The sequence below is a fragment of the Rufibacter soli genome (assembly GCF_054781795.1).
The window spans coordinates 814023-831432 of the sequence record NZ_BAAGTS010000002.1; the positions used below are offsets into that span (position 1 = coordinate 814023).

Sequence of the window (17410 nt, forward strand, 5' to 3'; positions counted from 1 at the left end):
TAAACCAATGAGTTATAAGATGTGGTTTTGAAGGAGGTAAGAAAAACCAATAAAACAGGAGTTTTTTTTGCCTTTTTGGGGCAAGTTGGCAAAGTGTTTGTATCCAAATATTGCAGAATGCGTTCAAGCACCTAAATTCTTTGCCAAGCTATAAAGGAGAACGATTCAGATTTTTTTTAAATAGGATAAAAAGATTCTGATTCAAAATTAAAAGTTGGCACGGGACTTGCAAGATGCACAGTACATGAGTAAAAATTTACAAACTCTAAAAAACAGTTTTATGAAAAAGCTAAGTTTAATATTCAGCCTGATTTTCTTAGTGTCTGTTGCTTTCAATAATGCTCAGGCTCAAGATAGAAAGTGGAGCCCTCAAGCTAAAGGTGCGGTAATTGGTGCCGGTACCGGAGCTGCTGCAGGTGCGATCATCCATAAAAGAAACCGCGTAGTAGGTGGTGTGGTAGGTGGAGTTGTTGGTGGAGCCGCCGGTTACGGTGTTGGTAAAATCATTGACAACAAACAGAAAAAAGCCGCCGCTGAACGCGAAGCTGAATTTAACAGAAACGTAGCGGCTAACAGAGCCTATGCTTATAACTCCTCTTCCAGAAAATCTTCTGGTTCAACCAGAAAATCTTCTTCTTCAGCGGCCAAAACTGCTGCGGTAGCCGCTCCGGCCACTATGGCCTACACTGGGTATACCGCTGGTCAGCCGCAGATCATGAGCATGTCTAACCTGTCTTTCTTGCCTAACGAAGACTACGGTGACTACTCAAAACCATACGCTGACTCTGAGTACAGAAGAAAAAGTTGGTAAGCTTTGGGCATACGCCTCAAAATATATGAAAGCCCAAGCCCTGTGCTTGGGCTTTTTTTATCAGAAAAATAAAATATTTGAAACTCCTAATATTCAAAGGGAGTATGTGGTTTAGTTATTCACCAAACTCATTTTTATGAAATCATACCTTTTTGTATTCGTATTTGCTGCCTTGCTCTCTTCCTGTTCTAAAATGGAAGACAAGAAGGAGCCGGTGAACGTGCAGAATTTAAACCAACAATTTGTAGGGGCCTGGAACAGCAGAAACTCAGCCCAATTAGATACACTTTTAGCCGAAGACGTGCACTTTGTACAAGGCGAGGTTCATTACAGCGGCAAATCTGAGGTTTCCCAGAAATGGGTACACGAAACCATGGGTACCATTGAAAACCTGAAAACGTTCCCGGTTAGCTCTGGTGCCGATGAGAACATTGCCTATGAAGGCGGTACGTTTGTGGTAGACGTGATCCCTAATGACCGTAACCTGCCTAGAGGCGAGGGGAAAGGAAACTTTATGCTGCTCTGGAAGAAAAACGACAAAGGCGCCTGGAAACTTTCCTATGCCCAGTTGGAAGACCATCCGGTACAGGTGAGACGTTAGTCAACATTAGTATTAAATAGAAAAGGCCTGGAGGTTTCCCTTCAGGCCTTTTTTTGTTTAATGATGAGCAGAAGTTTAATTATCCTGGTTCTGCTATTCATTTGGTAATGGATTGGATTACCCGGTACTGTTATAGAACCTCTCTTTGGCTGCCACTAAAAAGCTGATTTAGATATTCCAAAGTAGGGGCAATCCCTTGTGGTTGCCCTTTTACGTTTATCCCGCAGAAGGGCAACCACAAGGGATTGCCCCTACTTCTCCGCAATTGAATAGACTATCTAGTAGAGGCCTTAAACAATTTTCCTACCTCCTGGATTTTGCCTGTTTTCTTAAAAACAGGCTTAAAACAGAAAAGGCACCGCATGCGGTGCCTTTTCTGTTTATTTTAAAGCTATAACTTTCTATACAGAGAAGCTATCGCCACAGCCGCAGGTACGGCTGGCGTTGGGGTTGTTGAAGTAGAAACCCTTGCCGTTAAGTCCGTCAGAGAAATCCAACTCGGTGCCGGCCAGGTAGAGGAAGCTTTTCATGTCTACCACCACCTTTACGCCTTTGTCTTCAAACTCCTGGTCCATGGGCTTTACTTCGTCATCAAAGTCAAGCTGGTAGGAGAGGCCAGAGCAGCCGCCGCCGGCCACAGAGGCTCTTAACCGGAAGCTGTCATCCAGGTTGGTGTCCTTTTTCAGCTTCTCTACTTTTTCTTTCGCTTTATCAGAAACGGTAATCATACGCGTGTCCTCCTTTCTTTAATCTAAGAGACGGGATTCAAAACCACACTAAAGACAGTAATGGTATTGATGTCCCGGCCGTAATACAGTTTATCCAAGGCGTCATACATGTTAGTGGCCCGGAAGTACGAGGTGTTCAGTTCGCGTTCGCCTCTGGCCACCCACTGGATAGTGAAGGAGCTTTCCTGGTCCTTACTTTGCCGAACATAGTCCAGCATCTTCCGGAGCGCATCTACCCGATCATACCCCGTCTCTGTATGGAACAGAAACGATTGGTGGTGGCGGGGGTTCACCGTAATCAGATCCAGGCGCATCTTGTCGTCCATGGGCCGGAAGTCAAACAACAGTTGGCTTCCTTCCATGCCCAGATGGTCTTCAATCTGTTTCTGGATCCGGGCGCTCTCCACGTGCACATTGGTGTTTACCTCCATTGCGCTCGTGTAGGTCTTAGTGGTGTGACTTGGCTTCTACCAATGGCTCCAGACCGTTTTTCACGCGGTAGTCATTGATAGCAGATTTGATGGCGTCCTCGGCTAAAACAGAGCAGTGAATTTTCACCGGCGGCAAGGCCAGCTCTTCCACAATCTCCATGTTGTCAATGGCCAAAGCCTCATCTACAGTCTTTCCTTTCAACCACTCAGTGGCCAAAGAAGAAGAAGCAATGGCAGAACCACAGCCGAAGGTTTTGAACTTGGCATCTGTGATCACCTGGTTCTCATCTACCTCAATCTGCAGGCGCATTACGTCACCACACTCAGGGGCACCCACTAAACCAGTACCCACGTTTGTTTTTAATTTGTCCAGCGTGCCTACGTTACGTGGGTTGCTGTAATGATCTATTACTTTATCTGAATAAGCCATGGCTTTGTTTTAATTAACAATTAATAATTATGAATTAAGAATTGGGTTTAAGTAACTAATATATACGCTCTTAGAAAAAGATGGTGTTCTATTAATTATTAATTCCTAATTCTTAATTAATTCTAGTGTTCTGCCCACTCTACAGAGTCAAGGTCAATGCCCTCTTTGAACATTTCCCACAGCGGGCTAAGTTCACGAAGCTTGGTCACCGCCTCTTTCACGTGATTGATGGCAAAATCTACTTCCTCCTGGGTAGTGAAACGGCTTAAGCCGAAACGCAGGGATGAGTGGGCCAGGTCATCGCTCATGCCCATGGCCTTCAATACATAAGAAGGCTCCAGAGAAGCAGAGGTACAGGCAGAACCAGAAGATACGGCAATGTCTTTCACGCCCATCATCAGGCCTTCGCCCTCTACATATTTAAAGGAGATGTTGCTCACGTGCGGCAGACGGTGCTCTTTATTTCCGTTCAGGTAAGACTCTTCCATTTGCAGAAGTTCGGTCTCCAGGTAGTCACGCATGGCTTTAATACGCTTGGTATCAGATTCCATGTCCAGACGGGCTACCTCAGCGGCCTTGCCTAAACCTACAATACCAGGCACGTTCAAGGTACCAGAACGCATGCCACGCTCGTGTCCGCCACCGTCCATCTGGGCAGTTACTTTTACCCGTGGGTTCTTGCGGCGCACGTACAGAGCACCAACGCCTTTAGGTCCGTACATTTTGTGACCGGAGAAGGCCATCAGGTCAATGCCGTCAGTTTCTACGTCAACCGGAATTTTGCCCACGGCCTGGGTAGCGTCTGAGAAGAACAGCACGCCGTGTTTCTTGGCAATTTGGCCAATCTCTCTGATGGGTTGGATCACACCTACCTCGTTGTTGCCATACATGATAGCAATAAGGATGGTCTTGTCCGTGATGGCCGCTTCCAGTTCCTTCAGGTCAATAAGGCCTTCGCTGTTCACCGGCAGGTAGGTTACCTGTCCGCCCAGTTTCTCAATGTGCTTGCAGGTGTCCAACACGGCCTTGTGCTCGGTGGTAGCCGTAATAATATGGTTCCCTTTGGAGGAGTACATCTCAAACACGCCTTTAATGGCAAGGTTGTCAGATTCGGTAGCCCCAGAGGTGAAAATAAGTTCTTTTGGGTTGCAGTTGATCAGGGCCGCAATCTGCTCGCGGGCATAGTCAACGGCTTCTTCGGCGGCCCAGCCAAACGGGTGGTTGCGGGACGCAGCGTTCCCGAAATGGTTGGTGAAATACGGCAACATAGCCTCCAACACACGCGGATCCATGGGCGTGGTGGCATTATTATCTAAATAAATCGGAAATTTCAGCATCTTCGTCAGTAGTTTTCCTTGGTTTCGCTTATCAGAAAAACAGATTTTGGCATCAGTTAGTTTGATATGCGTGCAAAATTACATAAAAATCATCACTTAGAATAAGTTTAAATAAGCAGTATGCAGGTAGAGCACATAGGAATTGCGGTGAAAAATTTTCAGGACGCGAATCAATTGTTTACAAAATTGTTGGGTGCCGAGCCCTATAAAGAAGAAAAAGTGGAAAGCGAGGCGGTAAACACGTCTTTTTTCCATGTGGGCAACACCAAGATTGAGCTTCTGGAGGCCACCGCCGACCACAGCGCCATTGCCAGGTTCATTGAGAAGAAAGGGGAAGGCATTCACCACATTGCCTTTGAGGTGGAAGATATTGTAGCGGAGATGGAACGCCTGAAAGGCGAGGGTTTTCAGCTGCTGAATGAGACGCCCAAGCGCGGCGCCGACAATAAACTGGTCTGTTTTGTACATCCAAAATCTGCCAATGGTGTGCTGGTGGAACTGTGCCAGGAGATTAAGGGATAGCGGATTACGTTTGTTTTAGGCCTGTTTTTCCAAAAACAGGCCTAAAACAGAAATTAGACAGAGTGAGATGATTGGAAGGGCAATAGACACTCGTAGGAGCTGCGCGCACTACGAGGTCGGCCGCGTTTATTGTCCGTCCATGGTAGGCCAAATTGCCTTCCAGGAACCTGCTTCTTGCGCTTTCCTAAAGGATACCTAGTAAAGGTTGGTTCCTTCCAGGAAACTATAGCCTAAGATAATCACGTGTTAAGATACTTGGCCAAAAGACAAGTAGTGCCGCCCGCCACTCAGAAGACCTCGTAGTGTGCGCAGCTCCTACGAGTGTCTCTGGCAAAGTGCTAACGACCTCATTGGTTACCAAGACACTTGAAGCTCAGGATCCCATTTCCGTTTTAAGCCTATTTTCCCAAAAACAGGCCTAAAACGGAAAAAACTGCAAGTTTGTCTAAGGCGGCCTGTTCCCGTACCTTTGCAGACCCAAGGCAGTGGTTCACCTGACAGGTGGGGGCTGCGGAAGGGATAACAATACTTTTTGCCCATGACCACCGATATCACGCTTCCAGATCACCCTATCTTTGCCACCATTGCCCATGCCGCACATGAACTGAAGGTAGAGGCCTACGTGATTGGAGGTTTTGTGCGGGACCTGGTACTAAAGCGTCCCTCCAAAGATATAGACGTGGTCTGTATTGGCAGCGGTATTGATCTGGCGCACGCCGTGTCCAAGAAACTGTCCCATACGCCCAAAGTGGCGGTGTTTAAGAATTTCGGGACGGCCATGTTGCGCACCGAGGATGGGTGGGAAGTGGAGTTTGTAGGCGCCCGCAAGGAGTCTTACAGCAGCCATTCCCGCAAACCCGAGGTAGAGCAGGGAACCCTGGAAGATGACCTGGCCCGCCGCGATTTCACCATCAACGCCTTGGGCATCAGCCTGAATGAGGAAACCTATGGCCAGGTGATTGACCGGTATGAAGGCCTCAAAGATATTCGGCGAAAGAACATCAAAACCCCGCTGGCCCCGGGCATTACTTTCTCAGATGACCCGCTGCGCATGATGCGTGCCATCCGGTTTGCCAGCCAGCTCAATTTTGACATTGACCCAGACACCTTTGACGCCATTGGCGAGAACAAGGAACGCATCAAGATTGTGTCACAGGAGCGAATCACGGATGAACTGAACAAGATCATTCTTTCCAAAACGCCATCGTACGGGTTCAAACTCTTGTTCCAGACTGGTCTGCTGCACCTCATCTTTCCTAAAATGGTGAAGCTGCACGGCGTGGAGACCATCAACAAGAACTCTCACAAAGATAATTTCTACCACACCCTGCAGGTGCTGGACAACGTGGCCGAAGTCTCTGATGACCTCTGGCTGCGTTGGGCCGCCATCCTGCACGACATTGCCAAGCCCGAGACCAAGCGCTACAATGAGAAGGTAGGCTGGACGTTCCATGGCCACGAGGACCGCGGCGCCCGCCAGGTGCCCAAAATCTTCGCTGACCTGCGCCTGCCCCTCAACGAGCACATGAAACAGGTGCAGAAACTGGTAAGGCTGCATTTAAGGCCCATTGCGCTGGTAAAGGAAACCGTCACAGATTCGGCGGTACGGCGACTCTTGTTTGAGGCCGGCGATGACATTGACCTGCTCATGCAGCTGTGCAAGGCAGACATCACCTCCAAGAACCATGATAAGGTAAAGCGGTATCTGCAGAACTTTGAGCGGGTAGAAATGAAACTGAAAGAGGTGGAGGAGAAAGACAGCCTGCGCAACTTCCAGCCGGTCATCACCGGCGACCTTATCATGCAGACCTTCGGAATTGCGCCGTCTAAGGAAGTGGGCGTCCTGAAGAATGCCATCACCGAGGCCATTCTGGAAGGGGTGATCCGGAACGAATACGAGGCTGCTTTCCCGTACCTACTAGAGAAAGGCAAGCAACTAGGGCTTACCCCAGTGGCTTCATAGAACCGGGGAAAAGTAAATTACCGGAACAGTAAATCCCGTTTTGGGCCTGTTTTTCAGAAAACAGGCCCAAAACGGGATTTAGATTTTTAGGGCTGTTACTTGCCTAAGGCACATTTCAAGGCTTCGGCCTGCATGGGAACGTGGTTTCTCCCTACTACGGCAAAGACCTTTTCACCTTTAAGAACTGCCTGCGAAAGAAGACGGTACATGTGGCGGTCCCGGTTTTCGCTGTTTAGGCGGTTAATTTCATTGGTGAACTTCCCGCCGGTTTCTTCACCGTTCCCGCCGGGGGTGAACCACGCGGCCGGGGCTTGCCACCAGTTTGCCGGTGCACTCCAGTATTTCTGATAGGCTACCTGGAGCGCCGCCACATCTGGCACCACATCCTCAAAGCCTTTTATGACGGTATTTACCTTAGCAAGCAGTTGCGCTACGGCATTTTGCAGTTGCTCGTCTTTCAGGCCTTTGCGGTCCCGCAGGCGGCAAGCTTCACGAAGCACAAAAAACAGTTTTATCTGCTCTTTGCTAAATCTACCGGTACTCAGTAATTGGTCTACTTCCTCCTGCGGCGACATTTCCAGAGATTGGGTTTTCAGGCCTTCGGCCAAGGCCAGAAACCGCACGTAGCCAGATTCACCTAGCTGCTGAATGGTTTCTTCTGCCGTGGCGGCCGTGCCTCTGTTAGGGCCCTCAAAGAAAACCAGGGTGGGTTTCTGGGTTTGCCAGGCCTGTTTGAATTGGGCAAACTGCGGATGCGCGGGGTCTGTGGAATGTTGGGCACCCATATAAGTAAGGCTCCCTCCGGCGGGGCCGGATAGGAACAAACTCCATTGGGTGGTAGGAGATTCTTTCCAGTTTTTGTAGGATTTCAGTTTCTGCTCACATCCCTGTGCCTTGCCCCAAAAAGGCAGGAAAGTTAGGGTGAGTAAAAACGGGAAGGAAAACAGGGTATGGAAGAACGGCTTCATAGTGCTTACCAATAATCTGAAGTTACAAGAAGAAAGAAGAAACCAATGTCAGGCTGTGGGCCTGAGGTTTACTGCTATAGGATTGGGGAGAAAATAGCAATTGTGCCCTTCCTGTTTCAGGATAGATGGGAAGGATGATCAGGAAGAGGGGAGGGAAGAAGAGGCTTCTACGCTGGAGAAGATAAAAGAAGTTGTTAGAGGTGGGAAGAAGCCCAAGCCTGACTTGGTGCCCTGGGGCGCTGCCGGCAGACTTGGTACTTCCACAACCACTACAACTAAAAGAGGGGAAAGAAAGGAGGACTTTGCCAGAAGCGCGTCCTCCTTGTACAAAGAGCCTCTTAAGAAATCCAAGAAAGAGGTCCTTTGCTTTCTTTGTTTTGAGCCTGTTTTCAGGAAAATGGCCTTAAAACAGGAAGGCTATTTTTTGCGGCTCACGCGAGACCCACCGGATTGGTCGGTTTCCACCTGCTTTACATCACCAGTGTACTGGATATTGCTGGCGCCGCTGGCTTCGGCTCTAAGGAAGTCCTGCACGTTCACCACGGTTTGGCTGGCGCCGCTCAGGTCTACGGTAGCGCGCTGGGCCACTAACTTGGCAGCCTCTATGTTGCTGGCGCCGCTTCCTTCAATGGAAAGGTCATCTGAATGGCCTTTCAGGATGGTTTTGGCGGCTCCGCTCAGGTCAAGCTCCAGGCGGCCGGTGCTAATGTTAATGGCCACTTCGCTGGCGCCTGATTGTTTCAAGCTAAAGCTTTCGGGCGCAAACCCTATGATTTCGGCTTTAGCCGCCCCGCTGAAGTCTACCAAAGACAGGTCTGGGGTTTCAACCTCAATGAGTACCGGGCGGGTGTTCATTTGCCATAGCTTTAGGAACTCGCTGTCGCGGTTAATCTTAAGCACGCCGTTCTGTACCCGCAGCTGTAGCTTGTCCAGCTCTTTCTCTGAGCCCGTTACCCGTACGTGGGTGCGGTAAGACTGCCTTACCCGTATGTGGTAGGCGCCGCCGGCCTCAATCTCTGTGAAGTCACGCACGTTGTAGATTTTGGAAATGCCTTCGTAGTCATCATCCAGAATAGCCAGGTCGTCATCCATGCTGGCGGCGGCGGCCGTTCTGTTGGCCGAAGTTCTGGCGGTAGAGTCTATCACGCTGCAGGTAAGGCAAACCAGGCGGCCCTCTTTCATCTGCCAGGTGTTGCTGGACAGGTCGTCTGAGTTGTACTCACCGTCGGTAATGTCATCGCTGAAATGGTTTGCAAAGCCTTCTGAAAAACGCAGTTTCTTGCCTTCAGGCACCAAGATTTTCAGGCTCATGTTCTGGTCCCGGAAGATGGCGTCCTGCTTGAAGGTGAAGGCGTCATCAAACCTTAGCACAGAATCCTGCTGTACCATTTTATAGTGGATCATCTGGGCATTCTTGATGGCTTCCTCTTCGTTCAGGCCTTGGGCCGAATAGGTCTGGATTACCTTCAGGTCTGGGCCGTTGTAGCCTTCCATGGTGAGGTTCATGCGGTGGCCGTACTGGTGAGACGTGTCTCTGATGTTAAAGACCAGCGTACCGTAAGTAGCCGCGGGGAACGCCTGTTCTTTTGAGATCTCGCCAGACTCCTGGAAGTTGCGCGAAGTAAGGATGATACCCGTGATAAGCGCTGCCACGGCTAAAAGCCACACGCCCAGCATAGACCAACCCACTGAAGGGCGCAGGTAGAACCTTTTGGCCAGCAAGCCAATGCCCAGCAGGAAAAGGAGCAGAGAAGGAATGAACCCGGCAAAGAAACCGGCCCATACCAGCCACGCAGGCACGGCATTGAAGAAGGCGGCTGCCGGAATATCTCCCATTTGGATATAGTCTGGCTGGTCAAATAAGCCTAAGCCCACCATAGCCATTACCATAAGAGCCACCATAAAACTGCCCGAGATCACCATCATCAGCAGCCCGGCAAATATGCGCACCAGGGTAATGATGCCAGACATAACCGGCTTCAGGACTCTGGACAGGGCTTGTATGATCTGGGCCACCAACCTAACCGGAAACAGAAGGACTTTGGCTAAGGTGCTCTCCTGGCCGTTAGCGTCCTGCATGTTCAGGTTGTTTTTAACAGATTCCTCTATACTGGAGAGCGTGACGGGGTTTCCCTGCATTTGCACCCGCTCTGTAATGGTTTTCGCCTCTGGTACGGCAATCCATAAGACAATGTAGGCAATAAGGCCCACGCCAAAGAAGAACAGGAGCACAAACAGCAACCTGATAATGGCCACGTCTGCTCCAAAGTAGATGGCGATACCGCTGGCTACGCCGCCCAGTTTCTTGTCTACCGGGTCTCTGAACAGCTTGCGTACCGGAATCTCTGGCAAAGCCTCGTTTTTAGGCAAGGCAATCCAGCAGATGGCATATACAATCACGCCAAACAGGGTGAAACCGCCTGTGAAGGGAACGCCCAACACCATTAAGACAAATGCCAGCCGTATCCAGAGCGGGTCAATTTGCAGGTAATTGGCAATGCCGGCAGATACCCCGGCCACCACCTTGCGGTTCACGTCGCGGTAGAGGCGCTTGCGTTCAGTAGGCGCGGGCTCAACGGGAGGGATGGTGCCATACTGGGCTTGTCCCGGCCCGGTTTCAGCCTGTTCGGCTTCTACGGTCTCAAAGTCGGCTATGGTTCCCATTTGAGCGGTGAGGGCCTGCACGTCGTCCAGGGTGATCACTTGCTTACCGGGGTTCAGGCGGGAGAAGAAGATCTCCGCAATTCGGGACTCAATATCTGCCACAATCTCTTCATGCCCCTCATACGAGGAGAAGTAGCCCTTGATGGCGGCAAGGTATTGGCTCAACATCTCGTAGCCGTCTTCCTCTACATGGAAGATCATGCCTTGCAGGTTGACACTTATGTTCTTTTTCATGGCTAGTTGGATTTCTTGCGGTTGATGATGAAGGTGGTGGAGTCTACCAGTTCCTGCCAGGTGAGGCGGAGCTGCTCTAGAAACTCAGTGCCGGTGGCGGTGAGTTTGTAGTATTTGCGCGGCGGCCCTGAGGTGGATTCCACCCAGGAATAGTCTAGGAGTCCGGCGTTCTTCAATCTGGTCAGCAGTGGGTAGAGCGTCCCCTCCACTACTATCATTTTGGCGGCGGTAAGTTCCTCTAACATATCAGAGGCATATACTTCGCCGCGGGCGATGATCTCCAGAATGCAGTACTCCAGAATCCCTTTGCGCATCTGCACTTGTGTGTTTTCTACTTTCATGGTCTGTGAGTCTGAATTATTGATACAAATATATTAGAAGGTACTATGTAAAACAAGGTACTGGTGAAATTTATTTTTTGTTTCAGGTTTAGGGCCTTATTTCGGTTTTAAGGGAAATAAAGGTCACTTGGAGAATTCAAAGGGAGGGATATAAAAGAAATATGGCCTTGAGTGGAACAGAGAAGGCCAATTGGGTGTATTAGGCGTGAGCAGGAATGCGTTATATTATAATTATAGAAAGCTATCTTTGCCTGTTATCCCCAGTTGCAATAATCTTCTGATTTTTATGGTAAAAAAACTATTACCACTTATACCTCTTCTCTTTCTTTTACTAGTGCCTGGTCTCACCCAGGCCCAGGATATCTCTGCGCCCAAGTACAGCAATGAATTCCTGAACATAGGGGTAGGTGCCAGGGCCTTGGGCATGGGAGGCGTGCAGTCTGCCATTGTGCGGGACGCCACCGCCGGCTTCTGGAACCCCGCCGGCTTGGTAGGCTTGCCTAAACGCCATAATGCGGTGTACATGCACTCTGAGTTGTTTGCCGGCATCATCAAAAATGACTACGGTTCCTACGCCACTAACCTGGACTCGGCCAGTGCGCTGGCCTTTTCGGTGATACGGGTGGGGGTAGATGACATAGCAGATACCCGCCGGCTGCAAAATGAGTACGGGGCTATTCAATATGATAGCATTGAATTCTTCTCTGTGGCAGATTACGCCTTCCTGGCTTCTTATGCCCGGCAAAGCAATCTGTTGAAAGGCCTTACCTTGGGCGCCAACGCCAAGATCATCTACCGCAACGTAGGTAAGTTTGCCAACGCCTGGGGGTTTGGCATTGATGCCGGTGCCCAACTGCGCCGCGGCAACTGGCAGTTTGGCGCCATGGCCCGTGACATTACCACCACCTTCACCGCCTGGAAACTGAATCCGGAGGAACTGGAAGATACGTATCTGCAGGACGAGACTTCATTTAATGCCAACAGCATTGAGATTACGTTGCCCCGTTTGATCCTGGGCGCAGGGCGGTCCTTTCAGTTTGCCAACCGCTTCTCTGCCTTAGTGGCCACAGACCTGGACATCACCTTTGACGGCAAGCGCAACACTCTTATCTCAACGGGCCTGGTTTCTGTTGACCCACGGGTAGGATTGGAAGTTGGGTATGCCAACGCAGTATTTTTGCGCGGCGGCTTTAATAACGTGCAAAAGATAGAAGACCTGAACGGGAAGAGCAGCTGGAAAGTACAACCCAACTTTGGAATTGGGGTAGCCACCCACGGCTTGAATCTAGACCTGGCTTTGTCTAAGGTATCTGACAACTCCCAAGTGTCCTCCGTGATTGTTTCTTTAGCCTATAGTTTTGATTGATTTTTGTGTGCGAGGTACTAATATGAAAACACCCTACTATTTTAAAAGCTTTTTCCTGGCACTTGTTGCTTCCATGGCCGTCCTGGCTTCTGTGCAGACCGCTTTTGCGCAGCAGGTAACCTATGGCAATGAGTGGATCAACTACAGCCAGAAATACTACAAAATCAAAGTGCCGGCAACCGGTATCTATAAACTGGACCAGGCTTACCTTCAGGCCGCTGGCATCACAGGCGTAGACCCGCGTAACTTCCAGCTGTTCCGAAGAGGAGAGGAAGTTTCCATCCATATTTCCGGTGAAGCTGATGGCTCATTCGATGCCGGAGATTTTATTGAGTTCTACGGGGAGATGAATGACGGGACGCTTGACCGCGAACTGTACAAAGACCCTAATGCCAACCACATCAACACGTACTATAGTCTATACACAGATACCGCCGCTTATTTCCTGACCTGGTCATCGGTGAGAGGGAAAAGAATGACTACTGCCAACCAAGATGCGACAGGTCTCACCGCTGAGCCCTGGCACTGGCAGGAAAACTTATTGATTGATAACTGGGAGTACGCCAGAGGGAAAAGATACGGCGAGAACTATATGTCTTGGATGGATGCCGGGGAAGGATTCACCGGTGGCCCTTTCACTACCTGGAATTTTAGTCTGCCTGGTATGGCCACTAATATGTTTAGCAGCGGCGGTGCCCCTAAGGTGGAAATTGCTTTTATGGGTGCTAGTGATACTAACCATGATGTGGAGGTCTTTGTTACCCCTCCTGGCGGCACAGAACGATTGGTAGGTACTGTAAAGATGAATGGGTATAGTGCCGCAAAGCAGCAATTTACTCTCGCTACCAGTGACTTTGCTACAAACGGTACCTTAGTATTACGGATAACATCAAAAACGACCGGATCAAGAGTCAGGACTACTTATTTTAAGACTATCTACCCGCAACGTAATACTATTGCCACTGCAGGTGTAAACTTATATTTCCCAACCCCTTCCGCGGCCCCCTTGTACTACCTTTTTGAGGGAGGTGGTGCAGTCAATGCCACCGGGTATGATGTTTCATCACCTGATAATATCAAGCGTTTGGCAGGAAATGTGAGTGGGGCCCAGAAAGGCTTTGTTTTCCCTGCTGGTTTTACCAAAGGTATCTTATGGACGGGGGCAAATCTTGTTCCGCTTGCTGCTAAGGAAGTTAAGTTCAGATCAATGGCCGGCAATAAAGCCTCCTATGTGATTATCTCGCACCAAAGCCTGATGAAGGCCGTAGGTTCTTCCACTAACCCAGTCCGTGATTATGCCGCCTACCGTGCATCGGCTGCCGGAGGCAAATATGATACGCTGGTGATGGAGGTAGGGCAACTGTACGACCAATACTTTTACGGAGATAAATCCTCTGCTGCCATCAGGCGGTTCATGAAGTTTCTCATAGCCAATGGCCAGCCAAAACATTTGTTCTTAATTGGCAAGGCATTGGAGGCGGCAGAGACGGCAGATGTGCGTAAAAATCCTAATACTTTAGGGGTTAAGGATTTGGTGCCTACGGCCGGTTTTCCTGGGTCAGATATTTTATTTACCTCAGATTGGGAAATAGGGGAGTACACACCAAAGGTGGCTACCGGGCGTATTCCGGCAAATACGCCCCAAGAAGTGTTGAACTACTTAAATAAAGTGCGGCTTCATGAGTCACTTCCCCAAAATCTGGATTGGCGGAAAAACGTGCTCCATTTAGGGGGTGGTATAGAGGGGGCAGAACGCAACACCTTGGCTGCTTACTTAAAGAGTTACGAAAGAATTGCCGAAGGGAAATGGTGGGGTGCAAACGTGATTTCAAAGTTTAGAAGTGCTACTGCCGGGCTAGATACCGTCAATGTTTCTAAGGAAGTAAATGCTGGTCTAAGCTTAATTACCTTCTTTGGCCACAGCTCAACTACCACCTCAGACTTAGATATTGGCTTAGTATCTAATGTTCTAACAGGTTATAAGAACCAGGGAAAATACCCAATGATCTTGATGAATGGGTGTAACGTGGGAAACAGCTTTATTCCTGCTAAGTCTTTTGGGGAGGATTGGTTATTAACCCCAGATAAAGGCGCTATTGCTTTTATAGGACAAGACAGCTATGGGTACTCATCCCTGCTGAATATATTTAGTACTTATTTCTATAAGACCTGTTTCAGTGATGAAAATTACTTTGGTAAGCCACTGGGTATCCAACACAAACAGGTAACCAATACGCTTGCTTCCGCCGTGAGCGGAGAAAGTGCCATTGCCATGATTACGCAAATGATTTTGCAATCTGATCCTGCCTTAGTACTGGTTGCTCCTGAAAAAGCAGACTATGCCATTGAGAAAGGTGGGGTTCAGGTAACCGCCCTTGATGGCGGGAAGATCACGGCAAACTCTGAAAGCTTTATGTTGTCAGTAGATGCCAGAAACCTTGGTAAAGTAAATGACTCTCCCTTCTATGTATCTGTCACCAGAACATTGGAGAACGGCACAGAAATTCTGTATGATTCAATTAAGGTGCCGGCCATCTATTACCGAGACACGCTTAAACTGGAGTTAGCCGCCAAAACACCAGATGGGTCAGGGGTGAACAAATTCAGGGTTAAGTTAGACCACACAGACACAATTCCGGAAATTGATGAAACTAATAATGAAGCCACGTTTGAAGTTTTCATCTCTAGAAGTGGGGTAGTGGCTTTAACTCCTTATGAATATGGAATCGTGTCAGGGGATAAAGTAAAACTGGTAGGGCAGTCAACTGACTTGTTATCTTCTGCCAGGGATTACTATTTTGAAATAGATACTACTGCCACCTTTAAAAGTCAATGGAAAAAGACCCGAGTTGTGAATGCAGGGCTTTTACCCACTTGGGAAATGCAACTCCCTACCACCGGAATGCCTAAGGACAGTATGGTGTATTTCTGGCGATTAAGGTACAACACATTCGCAGCAGGCGAAGATACGGTATGGGCGGTAAGCTCGTTCCGGCATATCCCTAAAAGCCCATCTGGTTGGTCACAGGCCCATATAGGGCAGTTGGCTAAAGCAAACCTGCAAAGAGTAGAGCTTAATACAAGCGCCAATAAGGTAGAATTTGCACCCCTTTATAAAACCCTTTTGCTAAAAGGCGGCGGTGGCGGTTTGCCTATGTCCAGAAGTGCCCCTTTTGGGGTGTTTATTGACAACAATGCCTTCTTCTGGGATAACTGCGGGTACACTACTGCTAATATTTTGGCAATTGTGCTTAATGATGTGACGTTAGAACCTTATACCGGCATGCCTACCAATACTGGTTGGCGATGTGGTTTAGAGCAGCAATTTGTTTATCAATTCGGGGATTTGAACTATGCGGCTTATCAGGACAGGCTGGAAGCTTTCTTGAAGGCTGTTCCAGCAGGATACCACGTAGCTATGGTAGGGATCAATGCTATTCCTTATGAGACCTTTAAGCCATCCTTGAAAGATGCTTTTAAAGGAATTGGTTCTTCTATTATTGATGGTCTCAAGAATGGTGATCCATTTGTGATTCTTGGTAAAAAAGGAGCTGCCTCTGGCACCGCGCTGGAATTAGGAGGTAATGATACAGACGCTGCCCCAAGAAACATGCAGGCAGTGCAGGTAGAAAAAGTGCTGCAGGTGAAAGGCGACCAGGGAACGCTTACTTCCTCCCTTATTGGGCCGGCTACTGAATGGACTTCTTTGCATCATCAGGTCCAGCTGGAAAGTTCAGACAGCTATCAGTTAGATGTCATTGGGGTAGACAAAGACGCCAAGGAGACGGTATTGTCTACTAATGTTACTTCCTCGTCATTGAGCCTGACAAACATAAGTGCCAGCACTTACCCTTACCTGAAATTGAAGTTAGCCTTAAAGGATGAGGTAAATCGGACCGCTCCCCAACTGAAACAATGGACCGTTTTATACAAAGGTGTGCCAGAAGGACTTGTGCGCCCAGATTTGGTGGGGGTAGATAAATACAAGAACCTTTCTGAGCAGGCAAATTCAGGCCAGGTGGATTTACGGTTTGCCTTCCATAACATCAGTGATATGAATTTCAGTGATTCTCTTACTGTGGAGGCGAATGTATTTGGGGAGAGTGGGAAAAATACGCTTACCAAATTCAAGGTGAAGCCACTGTTGAAAGGAGATACCGTATACTTCAATCATAAATTTTCTACGGTGAATCTGAAGGGTAACAACCGGTTAAGGGTTACGGTGAACCCTCGCCTGTTACCGGAGCAGTACTACTTCAACAATACTCTTGAAGTTCCATTTACGGTCGGGACTTTAGCTGGAATGCCGCCGGTGTTGGATGTAGTGTTTGACGGAGTAAGGATTCTGGATGGTGACATTGTCTCGCCTAGCCCAGTAATCAGCATGCTGTTAAAAGATAATAACCGCAAGATTCCTATCACGGATCCATCATCCATGAAAGTATACCTGAAAAAACCGGGTGCCGATTTCGTGGAGATTGATGTAGCCAGTAACCCCAATGTGCGTTATTTTGCCGCTGATGACAAAAATGATTTCCGGGTGGAGTACCAGCCAGAAGGATTAGCAGACGGCAAATACACCTTAGAGGTACAAGGGTTTGACGCCCTTGGGCAACGGGCCGGAAATGAGCGGTACAGCATCAATTTTGAGGTGGTGAACGAGGCTTCGGTCTCCAACTTCTACCCGTACCCTAACCCGTTCTCGTCCAAGACCAAGTTCATCTTTACGCTGACCGGCAGCAAGGTGCCAGATAAGATGAAAATCCAAATCATGACCGTGACCGGAAAAGTGATACGTGAGGTGCAGAAAGAGGAACTGGGACCCATCCACATAGGCAACAACGTCTCTGAGTTCGCCTGGGACGGCACCGACGAGTACGGCGACCGCCTGGCCAATGGCGTTTACCTGTACCGGGTAGTCATGGACAACGGTCCCGAGGAGATGAAGCACCGCAGCACCGCCGGCGACAAATCATTTAAGAAAGGCTACGGCAAAATCTACATCCTGCGGTAA

Annotated in this window: 13 protein-coding genes; 6 read left to right on the forward strand and 7 right to left on the reverse strand. The window is 48.9% G+C overall.

Going from position 1 to position 17410, the window contains the following annotated elements; genetic code table 11:
* The first annotated feature begins 244 nt into the window (after positions 1-244).
* Both ACYVJQ_RS05435 and ACYVJQ_RS05440 read left to right on the forward strand, forming a co-directional pair.
* Positions 245-811 carry a YMGG-like glycine zipper-containing protein gene (locus ACYVJQ_RS05435; RefSeq protein ID WP_460892049.1) on the forward strand — a complete coding sequence of 189 codons (567 nt, stop codon included), beginning with the start codon at positions 245-247 and terminating at the stop codon, positions 809-811.
* Positions 812-947: 136 nt separating this feature from the next.
* Positions 948-1412: a YybH family protein gene (locus tag ACYVJQ_RS05440; RefSeq protein ID WP_460892050.1), complete on the forward strand. Its 465-nt coding sequence runs from the start codon at positions 948-950 to the stop codon at positions 1410-1412.
* A gap of 401 nt (positions 1413-1813) precedes the next feature.
* On the opposite strand, the gene ACYVJQ_RS05445 is transcribed toward ACYVJQ_RS05440, so the two are convergent.
* The 4 genes from ACYVJQ_RS05445 to ACYVJQ_RS05460 form a co-directional block, all read right to left on the reverse strand.
* Positions 1814-2140 (reverse strand): HesB/IscA family protein, encoded by a 327-nt coding sequence (locus ACYVJQ_RS05445; RefSeq protein WP_460892051.1) that lies wholly within the window; start codon positions 2138-2140, stop codon positions 1814-1816.
* Between the two features lie 23 nt (positions 2141-2163).
* On the reverse strand, positions 2164-2571 hold the full coding sequence (locus tag ACYVJQ_RS05450; RefSeq protein ID WP_460892052.1) for a hypothetical protein: 408 nt from the start codon (positions 2569-2571) through the stop codon (positions 2164-2166).
* Between the two features lie 16 nt (positions 2572-2587).
* The gene (gene iscU, locus ACYVJQ_RS05455; protein ID WP_460892053.1) at positions 2588-3001 is read right to left on the reverse strand and encodes a Fe-S cluster assembly scaffold IscU; all 414 of its coding nucleotides are present in this window, start codon (positions 2999-3001) and stop codon (positions 2588-2590) included.
* Between the two features lie 122 nt (positions 3002-3123).
* Complete coding sequence (locus tag ACYVJQ_RS05460; RefSeq protein WP_460892054.1) at positions 3124-4338, reverse strand: IscS subfamily cysteine desulfurase; 1215 nt, start codon at positions 4336-4338, stop codon at positions 3124-3126.
* A gap of 120 nt (positions 4339-4458) precedes the next feature.
* Here ACYVJQ_RS05460 and mce point away from each other — a divergent pair, with 120 nt between their 5' ends.
* Positions 4459-4860: a methylmalonyl-CoA epimerase gene (mce, locus tag ACYVJQ_RS05465; protein ID WP_460892055.1), complete on the forward strand. Its 402-nt coding sequence runs from the start codon at positions 4459-4461 to the stop codon at positions 4858-4860.
* Positions 4861-5398: 538 nt separating this feature from the next.
* Positions 5399-6823: a CCA tRNA nucleotidyltransferase gene (locus tag ACYVJQ_RS05470; RefSeq protein WP_460892056.1), complete on the forward strand. Its 1425-nt coding sequence runs from the start codon at positions 5399-5401 to the stop codon at positions 6821-6823.
* A gap of 95 nt (positions 6824-6918) precedes the next feature.
* On the opposite strand, the gene ACYVJQ_RS05475 is transcribed toward ACYVJQ_RS05470, so the two are convergent.
* The 3 genes from ACYVJQ_RS05475 to ACYVJQ_RS05485 form a co-directional block, all read right to left on the reverse strand.
* Positions 6919-7791 (reverse strand): hypothetical protein, encoded by an 873-nt coding sequence (locus tag ACYVJQ_RS05475; RefSeq protein WP_460892057.1) that lies wholly within the window; start codon positions 7789-7791, stop codon positions 6919-6921.
* Positions 7792-8208: 417 nt separating this feature from the next.
* Positions 8209-10689, reverse strand: coding sequence for a PspC domain-containing protein (locus ACYVJQ_RS05480; RefSeq protein ID WP_460892058.1), 2481 nt, complete (start codon positions 10687-10689; stop codon positions 8209-8211).
* Between the two features lie 2 nt (positions 10690-10691).
* Positions 10692-11030: a PadR family transcriptional regulator gene (locus tag ACYVJQ_RS05485; RefSeq protein WP_123132124.1), complete on the reverse strand. Its 339-nt coding sequence runs from the start codon at positions 11028-11030 to the stop codon at positions 10692-10694.
* A gap of 286 nt (positions 11031-11316) precedes the next feature.
* Here ACYVJQ_RS05485 and ACYVJQ_RS05490 point away from each other — a divergent pair, with 286 nt between their 5' ends.
* Together ACYVJQ_RS05490 and porU2 are read left to right on the forward strand one after the other, a co-directional pair.
* Positions 11317-12396 carry a putative type IX sorting system protein PorV2 gene (locus ACYVJQ_RS05490; protein WP_460892059.1) on the forward strand — a complete coding sequence of 360 codons (1080 nt, stop codon included), beginning with the start codon at positions 11317-11319 and terminating at the stop codon, positions 12394-12396.
* A 22-nt stretch (positions 12397-12418) separates the two neighbouring features.
* A complete protein-coding gene (gene porU2, locus ACYVJQ_RS05495; RefSeq protein ID WP_460892060.1) occupies positions 12419-17410 on the forward strand; it encodes a putative type IX secretion system sortase PorU2 in 4992 nt (1663 codons plus the stop codon).

What these genes read in the sequence shown, in the direction of transcription:
- ACYVJQ_RS05435 (WP_460892049.1), top strand. Translation starts at nt 245, where the DNA reads ATGAGTAAAAATTTACAAACTCTAAAAAACAGTTTTATGAAAAAGCTA.
- ACYVJQ_RS05450 (WP_460892052.1), bottom strand. Translation starts at nt 2,571, where the DNA reads ATGGAGGTAAACACCAATGTGCACGTGGAGAGCGCCCGGATCCAGAAA.
- ACYVJQ_RS05440 (WP_460892050.1), top strand. Translation starts at nt 948, where the DNA reads ATGAAATCATACCTTTTTGTATTCGTATTTGCTGCCTTGCTCTCTTCC.
- porU2 (WP_460892060.1), top strand. Translation starts at nt 12,419, where the DNA reads ATGAAAACACCCTACTATTTTAAAAGCTTTTTCCTGGCACTTGTTGCT.
- mce (WP_460892055.1), top strand. Translation starts at nt 4,459, where the DNA reads ATGCAGGTAGAGCACATAGGAATTGCGGTGAAAAATTTTCAGGACGCG.
- ACYVJQ_RS05445 (WP_460892051.1), bottom strand. Translation starts at nt 2,140, where the DNA reads ATGATTACCGTTTCTGATAAAGCGAAAGAAAAAGTAGAGAAGCTGAAA.
- ACYVJQ_RS05490 (WP_460892059.1), top strand. Translation starts at nt 11,317, where the DNA reads ATGGTAAAAAAACTATTACCACTTATACCTCTTCTCTTTCTTTTACTA.
- ACYVJQ_RS05460 (WP_460892054.1), bottom strand. Translation starts at nt 4,338, where the DNA reads ATGCTGAAATTTCCGATTTATTTAGATAATAATGCCACCACGCCCATG.
- ACYVJQ_RS05475 (WP_460892057.1), bottom strand. Translation starts at nt 7,791, where the DNA reads ATGAAGCCGTTCTTCCATACCCTGTTTTCCTTCCCGTTTTTACTCACC.
- ACYVJQ_RS05470 (WP_460892056.1), top strand. Translation starts at nt 5,399, where the DNA reads ATGACCACCGATATCACGCTTCCAGATCACCCTATCTTTGCCACCATT.
- ACYVJQ_RS05485 (WP_123132124.1), bottom strand. Translation starts at nt 11,030, where the DNA reads ATGAAAGTAGAAAACACACAAGTGCAGATGCGCAAAGGGATTCTGGAG.
- ACYVJQ_RS05480 (WP_460892058.1), bottom strand. Translation starts at nt 10,689, where the DNA reads ATGAAAAAGAACATAAGTGTCAACCTGCAAGGCATGATCTTCCATGTA.
- iscU (WP_460892053.1), bottom strand. Translation starts at nt 3,001, where the DNA reads ATGGCTTATTCAGATAAAGTAATAGATCATTACAGCAACCCACGTAAC.